This is a genomic window from Jeotgalicoccus nanhaiensis (genome assembly GCF_015235105.1).
Lineage (GTDB): Bacteria > Bacillota > Bacilli > Staphylococcales > Salinicoccaceae > Jeotgalicoccus > Jeotgalicoccus nanhaiensis.
Map to the genome: position 1 here is coordinate 166903 of NZ_JADGLW010000001.1, position 17044 is coordinate 183946.

A 17044-nucleotide genomic window follows, 5' to 3' on the forward strand; every position below is an offset into this window, starting at 1 on the left:
CTTTTTATATATAATATTTTTTTAAACGCTGAATGATTTTAGTTCCTGGATACCTTTTTGCTGTCCGCGCCGGAAGGCTGTAACACCCGTGCGGGATAAATCCTTCAGTCCGTATGGTGTCAGCAGTTCAATTAGCGCATCCACCTTATCCGGCTTGCCTGTTACTTCTATAATGAGTGAGTTTCTTGAAACATCGAGCACACGTGCTCTGAACGGTTCGATAATACTCTGGATTTCGCCTCTCGATGTATTGTTTGCTCCGACTTTTATAAGAGCAAGCTCTCTCGAGACGATTTTAGAATCGGTTATATCATCGACTTTCAATATATCGATTTGTTTGTGCAGCTGTTTAGTCAGCTGTTCCGAGCTTTTATCGTTCGCAATATCGACAACAATTGTCATTTTCGATATGCCCGGCGTTTCAGAAGCACCAACTGTAATGCTTTCGATATTAAAACCGCGTTTGGCAAGCATTCCGGTTACTCTGTTCAGCACCCCGCTTGAGTTTTGCACTGTCAATGTAATTACTCGCTGCATGGTCTCACCCCTATCATTTCGTGATTTCCTTTACCTGCCGGCACCATAGGATAAACCAGATCAAGTTTGACAACTCTTGCATCGATCAATACCGGTTCATCCGACTGAAGAGCCTCTTTAAGTTCTCCTGATACTTCCTCTTCCTGTGTATATCTGTATGACTTCACACCGAAGCTTTCACCGAGCTTTACAAAGTCGGGATTAGTATGCATCAGCGATTCTGAATAGCGTTCGTCGTAGAATTTCTCCTGCCACTGTCTTACCATGCCGAGTGCTTCATTATTGACGATTACTACTTTTACCGGCAGGTTGTATTGTTTCAGCGTGGCCAGCTCCTGCATTGTCATTTGGAAGCCGCCGTCACCGACAACAGCAACAACTGTTTTATCAGGGAAAGCCAGCTGAGCACCGATTGCCGCAGGAAGTCCAAAGCCCATAGTGCCGAGCCCGCCGGATGTGACGAAGTGATTCGGCTGGTTAAATTTGTAGAACTGAGCACTCCACATCTGATGCTGGCCGACGTCTGTCGTCACTATCGCTTTGCCGCCGGTCGCTTCATATACCTGTTCGATAAACCACTGCGGTGAAATCAATTCATCACTGTGTTCATACCAGAGCGGATTCTGTTCTTTGTCTGTCTGGGTTTTATGTCTCCAGCTGTCGATTGGTTTCATCTCGCACTGGCCTGCATTTAACAGTTCGAGCGCTTCTTTTGCATCGGCAACTACCGGTATTTGAGTTTCGACGTTTTTGCCAATCTCAGCCGGGTCGATGTCGATATGAGCTACTCTTGCACGCGGTGCAAAGTCAGCAATTTTGCCAGTCAGTCTGTCATCAAAACGGGCACCGATGTTAATCAGTAAGTCAGCATCGTGAATCGCCATATTCGCTGCATACGTTCCATGCATTCCAGCCATGCCGAGGAAATTTTCATCGTCTGCATTAAATGTTCCAAGACCAAGCAGAGTTGATACTACAGGCAGATTATACTTTTTAATAAAGGTCCGCAATTCTTCCGACGCTTTCGCAAACTGAACACCGGCCCCTGTTAAAACAACCGGACGTTCCGACTTTTGCAAAGCTTCAAGCAAACGGCTGATCTGCAGCGGATTCGGTTTTGTTGTCGGCTGATAGCCCGGCAGGCGGAGCGCATCATCTGACGCTTCTTCCACAACTGCTTCCGAGATATTTTTTGGAATATCCACTACAACTGGTCCCGGTCTTCCTGTAGATGCAATATGGAAAGCTTCTTTAACAATACGCTTTAAATCTTTAACATCTGTTACCTGATAGTTATGCTTTGTAATCGGAGTAGTTAAACCGATGATATCCGCTTCCTGGAAAGCGTCTGTTCCGATAACTTTCGTCGATACCTGACCCGTAAATGCAACTATCGGCAGTGAATCCATCATTGCGTCAGTTATACCTGTAATTAAATTCGTTGCACCCGGTCCGCTTGTTGCAATTACGACTCCCGGCTTGCTGCTTACTCTGGCATATCCTTCCGCTGCATGGATCAGGCCTTGTTCATGTCTACAAAGAATGTGTTTGAATGAACTCTCATGACGGTAGAGCGCATCGTAAATGGGAAGTACTGCACCGCCCGGATAACCGAAGACAGTATCAACTTCATGTTCCGCTAATGCTTCTACTAATAAGTCAGCACCTGTTTTTATATTCGCAATAACTTCCTGTGAGTGTTCAACTTCAACCTTCATAATTTTTCCTCCTTATAGCATAAACTTAAAATAAAAAAGCTCATTTCTCTCAAAGATCATTTTTCTAATGATCAATGGGGAGAAAAGAGCTTTCCACGGTACCACCCAAATTCGCGTACACCTTCAGGTGCACACCTCTGCAACTGGCATAACCAGTTAAAATGAATAACGAGTTTTAACCCGTCCCTGCCTACTTCTTTTCAGCCGGGCACTCAGGGATGAGATTCTTTACTGCTGCATTCTGAGTTCGCACCAATCACTCAGTCTCTGAAAATGTTATGCAGTAACGAAGTTCCCTTCAACGCTTTAAGTTTCAATATTTGAATTGTTTGATTATTTAATTTTCTTAATGAATGTATAATACCCCGTATATAAAGCAAAAGCAACAGCAAAAAGCTAATTATTTTAAATTATCTAACATTTCTGATAATGTAATCGTTTACAATGCCGACGTGTCCACTTTCCTGAAAATCAATATTTTTGTTTACTTATTACACGAATACATCTTAAATACAGATAACGCTAAAAATACAAAAATCCGCACGTCAGCTTTCCGAAGAAGTTTGACGTACGGATTTCACTTTATTTTATTTAATTATCAGTTTCTCCCCGGCAGGTCGTCCCGGTTAAAGAAGTCTGTAATCGCACCTTTTGATGAAGAAGATACGATATGCGCGTATTTTCCGAGCACACCTTTACTGTGGAGTGGCGGCAGCACTAAATCTTTGCGGCGTTCTGCCAGGACTTCATCTGAAACGTTAAACGACAATTCTTTTGTATCCTGATCAATCGTTACAATATCTCCTGTCTGAACTAAAGCAACATTTCCTCCGTCCTGTGCTTCCGGAGCAATATGCCCGACGACAAGACCGTGGGTGCCTCCGCTGAAACGGCCGTCCGTTAAGAGTGCGACATCTTCGCCGAGCCCTTTTCCGACGATTAAACTTGATAACGACAGCATTTCCGGCATACCCGGCCCGCCTTTAGGACCAACATAGCGCACGATGACAACATCACCTTTAACAATATCGTTTGTCATAACAGCTTCAATAGCTTCCTGCTCTGTATCGAACACTTTAGCTTCGCCGACGTGACGGCGGACTTTAACGCCGGACACTTTTGCTACAGCGCCTTCCGGTGCCAGGTTTCCTTTAAGAACGATTAAAGGTCCGTCGGCACGCTTCGGATTTTCAAGCGGTAAAATGACATCCTGTCCCGGTGTTAAGTGTTCAACTTCTGCCAGGTTTTCAGCAATCGTTTTTCCTGTTACAGTCAGGCAGTCTCCGTGAATATATCCTTTTTCATAAAGATATTTCATTACACCCTGCACTCCGCCGACATTAAACAGATCCTGGAATACATATTTACCGGAAGGCTTCAAATCAGCCAAATGCGGTACTTTTTCCTGGAAATCATTAAAGTCTTCAATCGTCAGCTCAACTTCAGCTGCATGAGCGATTGCCAGCAGGTGTAAAATCGCGTTAGTCGAACCGCCGAGTGCAAGTACGACAGTAATTGCATTTTCAAAAGCTTCTCTCGTTAAAATGTCTCTCGGATAAATTTCTTTTTCGAGCAGGTTGAGTACAGCTTTACCGGCTTCATAAACATCCTGTTCTTTTTCTTTTGTCACTGCAGGATTTGATGCAGAGCCTGGCAGGCTGAGCCCCATAGCTTCTATGGCAGCGGCCATCGTGTTTGCCGTATACATACCGCCGCAGGCACCCGGCCCCGGACAGCCTGCACATTCTACTCTCTTAAGTTCTGCGTCGTCGATATCTCCATTGTTCCACTTACCGACACCTTCGAATACAGAAACAAGGTCGATATCCTGGCCATTATGACGGCCCGGTGCAATCGTTCCGCCGTATACAAAAACTGCAGGAATATTAGTATTCGCTATAGCAATCGCACAGCCGGGCATATTTTTATCGCACCCGCCGATAGCTACGAAAGAATCGAAGTTCTGACCTTGAACCATCGTTTCTATGGAATCTGCAATAATGTCCCGTGACGGCAAGGAAAAACGCATGCCCGGTGTTCCCATTGCGATACCGTCTGCGACAGTAATCGTATTAAACTGAACAGGCACACCGCCCGCTTCTGACACCCCTTCTTTAGCAAACTGAGCAAGATCGTTTAAGTGAACATTACACGGTGTCGTCTCTGCCCAGTTACTCACGACGCCAATTTGAGGTTTTTTGAAACTTTCATCGGTAAAACCGACCGCTCTCAGCATTGCTCTGTTTGGTGCTTTTAATCCGATATCATCATATACATGTGAACGGATTCTGATATCTTTTTTCTCTGTCATAATTGTTCCCGCCTTTTTTAAACTTCTGATTGGTTTACCTCTTTAAGCTTTTCTCGAGCCATGCCTTCCTTTTTATCTGCCTGTTTCTTTTTGCCAATTCTGTTCAGCCAGTTTGCTGCAAGTGAACCGGAAATATTATGCCAGACACTGAACAGTGCTCCCGGTACAGCAGCAACTGGTGAAAAGTGAGTTGCAGCAAGCGTTGCGGCAAGACCTGAATTTTGCATGCCGACTTCAATCGACAGCGTTTTTGTGTCTCTGAGATCGAAACGCAGTACTTTCCCGAGCAGAAAACCAACTAAATAACCGAGCAGGTTATGGAGTATTACAACTGCAAAAATAAGCAGTCCGGATGTAATAATATTTTCAACATTATTTGATACTACTGCGGTAATTACACCGATAATTCCTAGCACTGAAATTAATGGAAGAATGCCGACAGCTTTATCAACTTTAGTTCCGAGCAGGTATTGAACCGCTACTCCAAGTGCTATTGGTATCAGCACTATTTGGATTATCGATATAAACATTGCCGAGAATGATACCGGCAGCCAGGCACTGGCAAGAAACAATGTCAGCGCCGGAGTTATAACTGGTGCAAGAAGTGTTGTTACCGATGTTGCAGTAACTGATAATGCCATGTTGCCTTTTGCAAGGAAAGTCATCACATTACTGGATGTTCCACCGGGCGAGCAGCCGACAAGAATAACGCCGATTGCAATTTCAGCAGGCAGCTGAAATAAATAAACGAGCCCTAATGCGATTAAAGGCATGATGGTATATTGTGCAACTACAAGAGTAATGACTTCTTTCGGAGCTGTAATTACTTGTTTGAAATCTTTGAACTTTAAAGTCAAACCCATGCCGAACATAATAATACCGAGCAGCAGATTTATGTATGGTGAAATCCATGTAAAACCCCCGGGTAAGGCAAAAGCTAGAGCTGCAAATAAAATGACCCAGACAGCAAAAGTGTTTCCTATAAAATTACTAAACCTGATTAATGCATTCACATATAAGACCCCCTATACTTAATTTTTAATAGTATAAGAGGTATCATAACAGAAATATACGGTTATTAGAATATGAATATTTGATTATTTATTAAATTCAGATAACTTAAGATATGGATAAATCTCTGTACCATTGACTTCATAGCATTGTTATCGTTTACAAAATCTATAATAATTTTGTGTAAATTTCTCCATATTAAAAATCCGAAAGAATCAATAACTCTTCCGGATTGAAATATTGTCTTATTTTCGATTTCTGCGATCAACGTTGTTTCTTCTTGTACGAGCAGGATCTTCCCGGTCAATTTCGTTTAGTTCTTCAGTATCTACTCCGCTTTGCCGATTATATTCGCGGTCAGTAACCGGCTGGTCGATATTTTTTGAATCGATATTATTGTCGACCATAGACGAGTCATCTTCATCGATACGGCTGAATTTACGCGTGCTCTCAATATCTTCCCCGCGCACCTTGCTTTCCTGATTATAACCGTACTCCGTGTCTCTGTTCTGGTGAATTTTAACATCTTCATCAGGCGGAGTCTGAACGCGGTGCTGATTTGCTCTATTTTCTTCTTCAGGAAGATATTCATTGCGGTTATTGTAACCGTTACGTTCTTCACGCGGGTATGCATCTCTAGGGTCCTCGTTTTTCACAACTAAATCTTTACGTGCAAACAGCAGAATTGCTGCGATGACGAAGAACAGCGATGAGATTAAAGTAAATACTAATGGAGCTGCAAGAATCGCAGCAAGCAGCAGTAAAATACCTGCTAAAATTCTACGGCGCATATTTAACAGACCAAGTATCGCAATGATTAATGGCAATGCAAGATAAAGTGCTACCATCCAAGAACTGCTCAGCGCAGAAATTGTCATATCGATAACAGCCTGCGGATCAACTCCCTGAGTATTCATACCCTGCACCTGAGATTCCATCTGGCTGGTAATCTGGTCAATTTGATTCGGGTCATTCATAGTAACTAATGAGAAAAACAAGATTCCTGCAGTAAATGCCAGCAGTATAAGCCAGCCCAGCCAGCCGAATGTTCTTTCAGCAATGCGGCTGACAGGTTTTACAGTTTGAGTGTATTCCTTTGCCATAATAAGCCTCCTAATTTGTCTTTAGTAGTTAATACCCACCGTCAGCATAACTTAATCAAGCGATACTTTAAATTGTTAATAAAACCTCTAGAGCATTAAATTTATTAACTGCAGAGACCTTCAAGTCATTTTACGGCTTAATGATATCGGACGGTTCTGCATCTTTAAGCTGTTTAATTAGAAGGTAAGGTACTTTGCCGCTGACTTTTTCATATTCTTTGAAAAGTTTTTTCTCCTCGGATTTTGACGGTACTATCTCCTTAAAGTCCTTATAAGCTTCTTCAAATTTACCAGCCAGCACGCCTTCTTCATAACCGATTTCAACTGCCTGATAAAAAGACATGACATAGAGCACTTCCTCGGTGCTCCAGTCATAATCAAGCGGATATGAGTATTCATTATTCATTAATTTCAGCCTCCAAAGCAAATAAAGGCCAGAGTGTTTTACCCTGACCTTTAAAGTTTATAAAATTACATTGAGTGAATCGGACGTCCTAAAGCAACTTCTGCCGCTTCCATCGGAATTTCACCTAACGTCGGATGCGCATGAATTGTCAATGCGATATCCTCAAGTGTCATACCTGTTTCAACTGCAAGTCCAAGTTCAGAAATAATATCTGAAGCACCGTTACCTGCGACCTGAGCACCGATGACCAGTCCATCTTCTTTACGTGCGACGACTTTAACGAAACCGTCTGTCTTGTTAAGTCCGAGTGCGCGGCCATTCGCCTGGAACGGGAATTTGCCGGTAACAACTTCGATATTTTTATCCTTGGCTTGTGATTCATTGTAGCCTACTGTAGCAAGTTCAGGCTCAGTGAAGCAGACTGCAGGCATAGCGATATAATCAACTTCTGATTTTTCGCCGGCGATTGCTTCTGCTGCAACTTTACCTTCGTAGCTTGCTTTGTGAGCTAATGGAAGACCGTCAACGATATCACCGATAGCATAGATATTAGAAATACTTGAGCGCGATTGTTTGTCAACCTCGATTAAACCGCGGTCAGACATTTTAATTCCTAATTCTTCAAGTCCGAGCTCATCAGTATTTGGTCTGCGGCCAACAGTAACCAGTACGTAGTCCGCTTCAATTTCATGAGTTTCGTCTTTTGCTTCGTAAGTTACTTTAACGCCATTTTCTGTCTCTTCGGCAGATTTAGCCATCGCTTTAGTAACAATCGTCGCATTTTTAGATTTAAGATTTTTCTTAACCAGCTGAGTCATCTGTTTTTCAAAACCGCCTAATATATCAGGTGTTCCTTCAAGAATCGTCACTTCAGTACCGAAGTTGGCATAAGCTGAACCAAGTTCAGTTCCGATATAGCCTCCGCCGATTACGATAAGTTTTTTTGGCGCTTCTTCAAGTGCCAAGGCACCTGTAGAATCTAAAATACGGCCGCCGAATTTAAATCCTGGAATTTCGATTGGGCGTGATCCTGTTGCGATGATTGCGTTTTTGAACTCATAAGTCTGAGACTGCTTATCATCCATCACTTTTAATTTGTTGCCCTCTGCAAAGTAAGCCTCGCCTTTAACGACATCGACTTTGTTACCTTTTAAGAGCATGTCAACACCGCCGACAAGTTTGTTTACTACGCTTTCTTTAAACTCCTGAACTTTAGAGAAGTCTAATTTAACACCTTCTGTAATAACACCCATATCTTCGGAATTTTGAGCTTCCTGGTAACGGTGCGCTGATGAAATCATTGCTTTTGACGGAATACATCCTACATTTAAACATACACCGCCGACATTTCCTTTTTCTACCAGAGTTACCTTCTGTCCAAGCTGCGCTGCACGGATTGCAGCGACATAACCGCCGGGACCTGCACCAATTACAATTGTATCTGTTTCAATAGGAAAATCTCCAACTACCATTTTACTACCCCTCCATTAATAATAAATCCGGATTATTAAGCAGACGCTTAATGTGATTTAAAGCATTTTGAGCTGTTGCGCCATCGATTTGTCTATGGTCGTAACTTAGTGATAGTGCGAGAACACGTGCCGCGACAATCTCTCCGTCTCTTACGACAGGCTGTTCTTCAATACGGCCAATTCCTAAAATAGCAACTTCAGGCTGATTGATAACCGGTGTAAACCACTTGCCGCCTGCAGATCCCAGATTGGAAATTGTTACAGAACCGCCTTTCATTTCATCAGATGAAAGCTTGCTGTCACGTGCTTTTGTAGCCAATTCGTTAATTTCATCAGAAATTTCGAACATTGAAAGTTTATCTGCATCTTTTACAACAGGCACTACTAAACCTTTTTCAGTATCTGCCGCAATACCTACATTATAATAATGTTTCTGAATGACTTCAAATGTTTCATTATCAATTGAAGTGTTTAATTCAGGGTATTTCTTAAGTGCTGATACAAGCGCTTTAACAACATAAGGAAGGAAGGTTAATTTAACACCCTGCTCAGCTGCGATTTCTTTGAACTTCTTACGGTGAGCCCACAAGGCATCAACTTCAACTTCATCGATGTGTGTAACGTGAGGTGATGTGTGCTTAGAGTTAACCATTGCTTTCGCAATCGCTTTTCTCATACCGCTCATCTTCTCGCGAGTTTCCAGTTCGCCTGTCTGCTGTTTAAGAGGAGCTTTTTGTGTTCCTTCACTTGAAGCAGAAGTTTCCTCTTTAGTTTCTTCAGCCTGTTCTGACTCAGCTGCTTCAGTACCGAAGTTTTCGATGTCTTCTTTTAGAATACGGCCGTTTTTACCAGTGCCTGTAACTTCTTTAATATCCACATCGTTTTCACGTGCAAATTTACGGACAGACGGCATCGCAATAACTATTTTATCGCTGTCTGATTTATCTTTATCCGGCTGTTTTTCTTCTTTGTTCGGAGATTCTTCAGAAACCTGTTCTTCATCAGCCGGTTTAGCTGCATCATCCGCAGGTTTTTCAGCTTTTTCTTCAGGTTTTTCTTCAGATTTCTCTTCAGCTTTGTCTGATGAACCTGAATCTTCACTGCCGTCGTCGATTGTTACAATTGTCGTTCCGACTGTAGTAACTTCGCCTTCTTCGACATGAATTTTAGACACAGTCCCATCTACAGGAGATGGAATTTCTACGACTGCTTTATCGTTTTGAATTTCAACCAATACATCATCTTCATTAATCTTATCGCCTTCGGCAATTAGCCATTTAGCAATTTCCCCTTCGTGAATTCCTTCACCGATGTCCGGGAGTTTAAATTCAAATGCCATAATTATTCCTCCTATTATTAGACTCTAGAAATCCAGCACTTCTTTTGCACGTTCAATGATATCATCTTTGTTCGGCAGCCAGACACTTTCAGCCTGCGTGAACGGATAAACCGTATCAGGTGCAGTCACGCGTTTAATCGGTGCTTCAAGATGAAGAATCGCACGCTCCGATAATTCAGAAACTACGTTTGCTGCAACACCAGCCTGACGCTGCGCTTCCTGGATAACTACTGCTCTGTTAGTTTTCTTAACAGAATCGATTAAAGTGTCGTAGTCTACAGGTGAAACAGTACGAAGGTCGATAACTTCTGCACTCACGTCTTCTTTGGCCAGTTCTTCAGCAGCTTTCATCGCTTCCTGTACCATAGCGCCGTAGGCGATTAAAGTAATGTCTGTACCTTCCTGTTTAATGCTTGCTTTGCCGATTTCCACTTCGTAGTCCTCTTCAGGTACATCTTCACGGAAAGAACGGTATAACTTCATGTGCTCAAGGAAAATAACAGGATCATTGGAACGGATCGCTGAAATTAACAGTCCTTTAGCATCTATCGGGTTTGACGGAATTACTACGCGTAAACCTGGAGTTTGAGCCATTAAGCCCTCCAGAGAGTCTGCGTGAAGTTCCGGTGTGTTAACACCGCCGCCGAATGGCGCGCGGATAACGATTGGTGTTTGCTTGCTCGCTCCGGAACGCACTCTGTGGCGAGCTATCTGTCCCGCAATTCCATCCATTGCTTCGAACAGGAAGCCGAAAAACTGAATTTCAATTACCGGACGGTAGTCTTCTAAAGTTAAGCCTAAACCTAATGACACCAGACCGCTCTCTGCAAGCGGCGTATCGAATACACGGTCTACGCCGAATTCTTCCTGCAAACCTTCTGTTGCACGGAAAACCCCGCCGTTGACACCGATGTCCTCACCGAAAACGAGAACATTCTCATCATTTTTTAGTTCTGTAGCCATAGCATTAGTAATAGCTTGAATCATCGTCATTTGTGCCATAATTATTTAGACTCCTTCCCTTTATAGTACTCATACTGTTCTTCTAAGTTAGACGGCTTCACATCGTACATGAGGTCCATCAGCTCAGTTACAGATTGTTTTTCTGTTGCATCTGCTTCTTTTATTGCCGCTTTTACATCTTCTTTAGCCTGTTCAATTACTTCATCTTCTTTTTCTTTAGACCATAATTTCTTACCTTCTAAATAAGTACGGAAACGTACAATCGGGTCTTTCTTCTCCCAGTCGCTGTCTTCGTCTGAAGTTCTGTAACGCGTCGGATCGTCTCCCGCCATCGTGTGCGGTCCAAAACGGTAGCACAGTGCCTCAATCAGCGTAGGGCCTTCTCCCGCAACTGCACGGTCGCGTGCTTCTTTTGTCACCTGATAAACTGCGAGCGGGTCCATGCCGTCAACAAGAACACCCGGGATGCCTGCTGCTACAGCTTTTTGAGCCAGTGTTGCAGCTTTACTCTGCAATTCTCTCGGTGTTGAAATTGCGTAATTATTGTTTTGAATAACGAAGATTGCCGGTGCATTGTAAGCTCCTGCGAAGTTGATTCCTTCATAGAAATCCCCTTGTGAAGTTCCGCCGTCACCTGTATAGGTAATTGCTACATTTTCTTTGCCGCGTTTTTTAAGACCGAGTGCTACACCTGCGTTCTGCACATACTGCGCACCGATGATAATCTGCGGGCTGAGTGCATTAACACCTTCCGGGAACTGATTCCCTTTATAATGACCGCGTGAGAATAAGAACGCTTTAGTCAGCGGCAGGCCATGCCAGATTAACTGAGGTACGTCACGGTAGCCCGGGAGTACATAATCCCCTTCAGATAATGCGTAGTGACTTGCAATCTGCGATGCTTCCTGACCGGCTGTCGGAGCATAGAAACCTAGACGTCCCTGACGGTTTAATGCCGTAGAACGCTCATCTAAAACTCTAGTCCAAACCATTCTCGTCATTAACTCAACGAGTTCATCATCGGATAATTTCGGATCCATGTCTTTATTGACGATTTCGCCTTTTTCATTCAAAATCTGAAGCATTTCAAATTTTGCTTCTATTTCTGAAAGAACATCAACTGGATTCAATTTCTTATTTGCTGCCATGTATGTTCACAATCCCTTCTAGATTTGTTTGTAATTAATTTCATTTTATCACACTACTGTTCTAACAGTAAATAAAATAGAGGTGTAACAGATTAGTACAGAGTTGATATGTCAGCGTTTTCATTAATGATACAGTTAAATCTGTTCTAGTAACACCTTGGATTTTTAGTTATTTTCAAGAATTTGTTCTATTTCGCTTTTTAACTGATTTATTTTTTCTGTTTCAGAGGCAAAACGTTCGGATGCTTCGTTAATCGGTTCGCTGTATTCGGCGATTTTGTTTAAGTGTTCATCCACCTCATCCTGTGCAATATCTTCATTTCCTAAATATTCGAACAACGCATCTTCTGCCTGCAGGGCTTCTGTATATGTATCAGTCATCGTTTTATGTGCGTCAAACCGCTCATTCATTGCTGTTACAAGAGAATCTGCTTCTTTTTTATATTCTTCATTCGAAATATCTTCCGCTGCTTCACGTGCATCTTCAAATGCTTCATCTGAATCCGCAATCAGCCCGCGTTCTTCCTCCAGCAATTCAAGACGCTCTGCAGTATTAGTCTGAAGCTCTTCGCTGATGCTGTTAATCTCTTTAATATCAGCATTGTTCAATTCTTCCTGCATCGATGCCTTTGAACCTTCCAGTTCATTATACTGTTCGTTCAGTTCGCCCAGTCCTTTTTCTTCAGTCAGACTGCCGGTAAACGCATCGTAAAAATCATTCAGTTCGGATTCCGCATTGCTGCAGGCAGATAAAAACAAGGCTGCTCCGCCCAGTAATACAATAAATTTCTTCACTTCGATATGTACCCCCATGTTAATTTAGTTTTTTTATCAGTATTTACAATACCATTTTAACGCAAATATATTGTATAATAAACCGAGTGTTTGAAACGAAGGAGGTTTTATCATGCTGACTATGGAAAATATTGTGCGCGATGGTCATCCGATGCTGCGTAAAAAAGTAAGCGAAGTGGCAGAAATCGATGCACAGACAATAGCAGAATTAAAAAGTATGAGAGAGTATCTGATTAACTCACAGAATCCTGAAATGAGTGAAAAATACTCCCTCCGGGCGGGTGTCGGACTTGCCGCACCTCAAATTGGTCTCGATAAGCGCATGCTTGCGATATATGTTGCAGATGAAGAAGGCAATCCGGAATACGACTACATGCTGATTAATCCTAAAGTAATCAGTCACTCGGTTAATGAAACTTATTTACCGGCCGGCGAAGGCTGCCTGAGTGTCGATGAAGAAATAGAAGGCATCGTGCAACGTAAAAAACGCATCCGCGTCAGTGCTGTAACAATCGATGGAGAGAAAATCGATATTAAGGCAAAAGGCTTTTTAGCAGTTGTCCTGCAGCACGAGCTCGATCATCTGGACGGCGTAATGTTTTACGACCATATTGATAAGAAGGCGCCTTTTGAGCCGACCGGCAATGCCGAACCGCTCGAATAGGACCAATATAAAAGACGGGGATTGTGTTAAACACAGTCCCCGTCTTTTTAAGTTTAAATAAATTCATCTTTTCTGATATTATATTGAATATTTTTTTCACGCAGTTTCTGAAGCAGCATATTCATTTCTTCTTCGTTAATAAAAACCGGATCTTCTCCGTGGGGCATGTACACATCAGTATCCGTCTGACTGCTGTAGTCAGCATATACATAGTTCATAACGACCTGATTCCCCCGGACATTGAACTCGATGCCGGTAAATATTTTATCACTTCGCATCTTCTCATTTTTAACTGTCGACATAATCCTTTCTATCTTCACAGTTTTCCCTCCCTTGTTACTATTATAAAGTCTTTGCAAGTACCGGGTCTATATTGTAAAATGAGAATAAGTATATAAGGGTGTGATAGTATGCTGAGAAGGTTACGTGAGAAACTTAAGAAAAAGTTGAAAAGCATCCTGGGCAGAAAAGGTTTATTGCGCAATGAATATATGAAGGGTAAATAGCGCCCTAAATAATGTGCTTAAAAAATTTAGGCACATATTTTTATTTTTAACATTTATTTTAATAATGATAAATAACTAACAAAGGAGTCATAAATTATGGCAGTATTTAAAGTATTTTTCCAAGAAGATATGGACACGCGTATCATTAGAGAAGACACACAGATTCGCTATGTCGAGGCAGAAACAGAAGAAGAGGTTCGCAACTATTTGAAAACGAACCAGAACAACATCGAATTTATCCAGGCACTTAGTCCCGCGCATCTGGAATACGAACAAAACAATAACGAAGATTTTAAAGTAGAGACTATCGCGTAATGACGCTTGAATCAAATGAAGTAGGTGTATTTGCTCTTGGGGGACTGGGAGAAATCGGGAAAAACACATACTGTATCGAATATAAAGATGAAATTATTATTATCGATGCAGGGGTCAAGTTTCCAACAGATGATGAACTTGGCGTTGATTATGTAATACCTGATTACACTTACTTAAAAGAAAACGAAGATAAAATCAGTGCACTGATTGTAACACACGGCCACGAAGATCACATCGGCGGTATTCCTTTCTTATTAAGACAAATTTCAGTACCTATCTACTCAGGTCCGCTTGCCTTGGGGTTAATTCGCAACAAACTTGAGGAACACCATCTTCTCAGCCAGACTGAATTAATTCCTATCGATGAGGACAGCGTTCTGAAATTTAAGCATATGGATATTGAGTTTTACTTAACGACTCACTCTATCCCGGAAGCCTACGGCGTAATCGTACGGACACCGGAAGGCAATATTGTTCATACAGGTGATTTCAAATTTGACTTCACTCCGGTCGGCGAACCGGCAAACCTTGCCAAAATGGCGAAACTTGGTGAAGAAGGTGTTCTTGCCCTTCTGTCAGACTCAACAAACGCCACTGTTCCAAACTTCACTATCAGTGAAAAAGCAGTCGGCCAGAACGTTGAAGATATATTCCGTAAATGTACAGGCCGTATTATATTCGCTACTTTTGCATCGAATATTTACCGCGTGCAGCAGGCAATTGAAGCTGCGGTGAAATTCGACCGCAAAATTTGTATTTTTGGCCGCAGCATGGAAAACAACATTAAAATCGGCCAGGAGCTCGGCTATATTACAGCTCCGCCTGAGACATTTATAGAACCTAAAATGATTAACAAAATAGAAAAACATAAAGTGATGATTTTATGTACAGGTTCACAGGGAGAGCCGATGGCAGCACTGTCGCGTATTGCCAACGGTACACACAGACAAATCAGCATCATTCCTGATGACACTGTAGTTTTCAGTTCATCGCCGATTCCGGGTAACACTTTGAGCGTTAACAAAACAATCAACGCGCTTTATAAAGCAGGCGCTGATGTTATCCACGGCAAACTGTCCAATATTCACACATCAGGACATGGTTCGCAGGAAGAACAGAAATTAATGCTCCGTCTGATGCAGCCTAAGTATTTTATGCCGATTCACGGTGAATACCGTATGCTCGACCTGCATAAGAAACTGGCAATTTCAACAGGTGTCAAAGAAGAGAATATTTTTGTTTTTGAAATCGGCGACGTTCTTGCCCTGACGAAAGACAGTGCGCGTTTCTCACACCGCGTCACTGCCGGCACAGTATTCGTTGACGGCAACGGTATCGGAGATATCGGCAATATCGTTCTCCGGGACCGTAAATCATTATCGGAAGAAGGCCTCGCAATCGTCGTGCTGACAATTGATTTTGAAACAGGCGAACTGTTAAGCGGTCCGGATATTATCTCCCGCGGTTTCGTTTATATGAGAGAATCATATGGTCTAATCCGCAGTGCAGAGAAGAAAATCCGCGATGAAGTCAAAACGCTGCTCGATTCAAAAGAAAATGTTGAGTGGTATAATGTTAAACAGCTGATTATTGAAGAATTAAGCGGTTTCCTTTATAACAAAACGAAGCGGCGTCCAATGATTCTTCCGATTATCATGAGAGTTAACGACGATAAATAAAATAATATGACTTAAGCATCGATGTCCCGATTAGTTGGGATTTCGGTGTTTTTTTATTTTCTGTAACTCCTCTACACCTCCTTTTTGTCTTTAATTTAATTTAATCTATAATGAGAGAAGAATGTATTATTAAGGAGGAATTTTAATGGCACACCATAAACTTTCAAAGGATAATCTTTTTTATGCAATGAGCAAAGAGAACGAGCCGAAGTTAACAGTTAAGCTAGGAGATACTGTCGATATTGAAACACATGACTGCTTTACAGGGCAAATCACTTCCGAGGAAGGTTCTTTCGGCGGACTTGACTGGGAAAGAATTAATCCTGCAACAGGACCGGTTTACGTAGATGGCGTTAAATCGGGAGATGTTTTAAAGATAACGATTAACAGTATTGATATTTCCGATACTGGAGTTATGGTGACCGGCCCCGGTATGGGTGTGATGGGAGATACTCTGAAAGAAACGCTCGTCCGTATTTACGATGTTGATACTAAAAATAATACAGTCAATTTTAACGGCTTGCCGCTTCCAGTTAATAAGATGATCGGTGTAATCGGTGTAGCTCCGCCTGATGAAGCGGTGAATAACGGCACGCCTGATACCCATGGCGGCAATATGGATTGCCTGAAAATAACAGAAGGCATCACTCTGTACCTGCCTGTCTATCATGACGGTGCGCTGTTTGGTCTCGGTGATGTACATGCTGCGATGGCTGACGGCGAAGTCAGTGTATCAGGACTTGAAGTCAGCGCGAGTGTTAATGTAACATTTGAAAAAGCAAAGAATTTACCAACTGAACATCCAGTAATTATTAATGATGAAGGTATTTATCTGAATGTTTCCGATGAAAGTCTCGATACCGCTGTTGATACTTCAGTTCATAAAATGGCTGAGCTGCTTCAGCCGAAAACTGATTTGAGCATGGAGGAATTTACGATGCTGATGAGTCTTGGCGGCCAAACACAAATTAATCAGGTCGTTGATCCTAAAAAGACAGCACGATACTTCATGCCGCAATATATTCTCGATCATTACGGAATTGAATTTAACTAATTATTACTCCCCCTAATAAAAAA

General features: G+C 42.2%; 16 protein-coding genes and 1 other annotated feature. Of the genes, 4 read left to right on the forward strand and 12 right to left on the reverse strand.

The window, feature by feature from the left end; translation table 11 throughout:
* Positions 1-21: 21 nt before the first annotated feature.
* The 11 genes from ilvN to IR135_RS00860 form a co-directional block, all read right to left on the reverse strand.
* Positions 22-537, reverse strand: coding sequence for an acetolactate synthase small subunit (gene ilvN / locus IR135_RS00810; RefSeq protein ID WP_135095822.1), 516 nt, complete (start codon positions 535-537; stop codon positions 22-24).
* The gene (gene ilvB / locus IR135_RS00815; protein WP_135095824.1) at positions 525-2255 is read right to left on the reverse strand and encodes a biosynthetic-type acetolactate synthase large subunit; all 1731 of its coding nucleotides are present in this window, start codon (positions 2253-2255) and stop codon (positions 525-527) included. The genes ilvN and ilvB overlap by 13 nt, the downstream gene beginning before the upstream one ends.
* A 72-nt stretch (positions 2256-2327) precedes the next feature.
* Positions 2328-2566: a binding site (T-box leader), on the reverse strand.
* A gap of 287 nt (positions 2567-2853) precedes the next feature.
* On the reverse strand, positions 2854-4566 hold the full coding sequence (ilvD, locus tag IR135_RS00820) for a dihydroxy-acid dehydratase (protein ID WP_135095826.1): 1713 nt from the start codon (positions 4564-4566) through the stop codon (positions 2854-2856).
* Positions 4567-4583: 17 nt separating this feature from the next.
* On the reverse strand, positions 4584-5579 hold the full coding sequence (locus tag IR135_RS00825) for a bile acid:sodium symporter family protein (RefSeq protein ID WP_135095828.1): 996 nt from the start codon (positions 5577-5579) through the stop codon (positions 4584-4586).
* A 243-nt stretch (positions 5580-5822) separates the two neighbouring features.
* Positions 5823-6680: a DUF4064 domain-containing protein gene (locus tag IR135_RS00830; protein WP_135095830.1), complete on the reverse strand. Its 858-nt coding sequence runs from the start codon at positions 6678-6680 to the stop codon at positions 5823-5825.
* Positions 6681-6810: 130 nt separating this feature from the next.
* Positions 6811-7086, reverse strand: coding sequence for a UPF0223 family protein (locus IR135_RS00835; protein ID WP_135095832.1), 276 nt, complete (start codon positions 7084-7086; stop codon positions 6811-6813).
* A gap of 65 nt (positions 7087-7151) precedes the next feature.
* Positions 7152-8558 carry a dihydrolipoyl dehydrogenase gene (lpdA, locus tag IR135_RS00840; RefSeq protein ID WP_135095834.1) on the reverse strand — a complete coding sequence of 469 codons (1407 nt, stop codon included), beginning with the start codon at positions 8556-8558 and terminating at the stop codon, positions 7152-7154.
* 4 nt (positions 8559-8562) lie between these two features.
* A complete protein-coding gene (locus IR135_RS00845) occupies positions 8563-9897 on the reverse strand; it encodes a dihydrolipoamide acetyltransferase family protein (RefSeq protein ID WP_135095836.1) in 1335 nt (444 codons plus the stop codon).
* Between the two features lie 24 nt (positions 9898-9921).
* On the reverse strand, positions 9922-10899 hold the full coding sequence (locus IR135_RS00850) for an alpha-ketoacid dehydrogenase subunit beta (RefSeq protein ID WP_115886098.1): 978 nt from the start codon (positions 10897-10899) through the stop codon (positions 9922-9924).
* A 2-nt stretch (positions 10900-10901) separates the two neighbouring features.
* Positions 10902-12008 carry a pyruvate dehydrogenase (acetyl-transferring) E1 component subunit alpha gene (pdhA, locus tag IR135_RS00855; protein ID WP_135095838.1) on the reverse strand — a complete coding sequence of 369 codons (1107 nt, stop codon included), beginning with the start codon at positions 12006-12008 and terminating at the stop codon, positions 10902-10904.
* 165 nt (positions 12009-12173) lie between these two features.
* A complete protein-coding gene (locus IR135_RS00860) occupies positions 12174-12803 on the reverse strand; it encodes a YkyA family protein (protein WP_167753325.1) in 630 nt (209 codons plus the stop codon).
* 112 nt (positions 12804-12915) lie between these two features.
* Between IR135_RS00860 and def the strand changes: the two genes are divergently transcribed.
* Positions 12916-13467, forward strand: coding sequence for a peptide deformylase (gene def, locus IR135_RS00865; protein WP_135095842.1), 552 nt, complete (start codon positions 12916-12918; stop codon positions 13465-13467).
* A gap of 53 nt (positions 13468-13520) precedes the next feature.
* Here def and IR135_RS00870 read toward each other — a convergent pair whose 3' ends face one another.
* Positions 13521-13787: a hypothetical protein gene (locus tag IR135_RS00870; RefSeq protein ID WP_135095844.1), complete on the reverse strand. Its 267-nt coding sequence runs from the start codon at positions 13785-13787 to the stop codon at positions 13521-13523.
* A 282-nt stretch (positions 13788-14069) separates the two neighbouring features.
* Here IR135_RS00870 and IR135_RS00875 point away from each other — a divergent pair, with 282 nt between their 5' ends.
* The 3 genes from IR135_RS00875 to IR135_RS00885 all read left to right on the forward strand — a co-directional run bounded on the left by IR135_RS00875 (position 14070) and on the right by IR135_RS00885 (position 17021).
* Positions 14070-14288: a DNA-dependent RNA polymerase subunit epsilon gene (locus tag IR135_RS00875; RefSeq protein ID WP_135095846.1), complete on the forward strand. Its 219-nt coding sequence runs from the start codon at positions 14070-14072 to the stop codon at positions 14286-14288.
* On the forward strand, positions 14288-15967 hold the full coding sequence (gene rnjA / locus IR135_RS00880) for a ribonuclease J1 (RefSeq protein ID WP_135095848.1): 1680 nt from the start codon (positions 14288-14290) through the stop codon (positions 15965-15967). Before IR135_RS00875 ends, rnjA begins: the two co-directional genes overlap by 1 nt.
* Before the next feature lie 145 nt (positions 15968-16112).
* Positions 16113-17021, forward strand: a complete 909-nt coding sequence (locus IR135_RS00885) for an acetamidase/formamidase family protein (protein WP_135095850.1) — start codon at positions 16113-16115, stop codon at positions 17019-17021.
* Positions 17022-17044 lie beyond the last annotated feature (23 nt).

Coding starts and splice junctions, on each gene's coding strand:
- IR135_RS00875 (WP_135095846.1), top strand. CDS start 14,070: ATGGCAGTATTTAAAGTATTTTTCCAAGAAGATATGGACACGCGTATC.
- pdhA (WP_135095838.1), bottom strand. CDS start 12,008: ATGGCAGCAAATAAGAAATTGAATCCAGTTGATGTTCTTTCAGAAATA.
- ilvB (WP_135095824.1), bottom strand. CDS start 2,255: ATGAAGGTTGAAGTTGAACACTCACAGGAAGTTATTGCGAATATAAAA.
- IR135_RS00850 (WP_115886098.1), bottom strand. CDS start 10,899: ATGGCACAAATGACGATGATTCAAGCTATTACTAATGCTATGGCTACA.
- IR135_RS00835 (WP_135095832.1), bottom strand. CDS start 7,086: ATGAATAATGAATACTCATATCCGCTTGATTATGACTGGAGCACCGAG.
- ilvN (WP_135095822.1), bottom strand. CDS start 537: ATGCAGCGAGTAATTACATTGACAGTGCAAAACTCAAGCGGGGTGCTG.
- def (WP_135095842.1), top strand. CDS start 12,916: ATGCTGACTATGGAAAATATTGTGCGCGATGGTCATCCGATGCTGCGT.
- IR135_RS00845 (WP_135095836.1), bottom strand. CDS start 9,897: ATGGCATTTGAATTTAAACTCCCGGACATCGGTGAAGGAATTCACGAA.
- lpdA (WP_135095834.1), bottom strand. CDS start 8,558: ATGGTAGTTGGAGATTTTCCTATTGAAACAGATACAATTGTAATTGGT.
- rnjA (WP_135095848.1), top strand. CDS start 14,288: ATGACGCTTGAATCAAATGAAGTAGGTGTATTTGCTCTTGGGGGACTG.
- IR135_RS00885 (WP_135095850.1), top strand. CDS start 16,113: ATGGCACACCATAAACTTTCAAAGGATAATCTTTTTTATGCAATGAGC.
- ilvD (WP_135095826.1), bottom strand. CDS start 4,566: ATGACAGAGAAAAAAGATATCAGAATCCGTTCACATGTATATGATGAT.
- IR135_RS00830 (WP_135095830.1), bottom strand. CDS start 6,680: ATGGCAAAGGAATACACTCAAACTGTAAAACCTGTCAGCCGCATTGCT.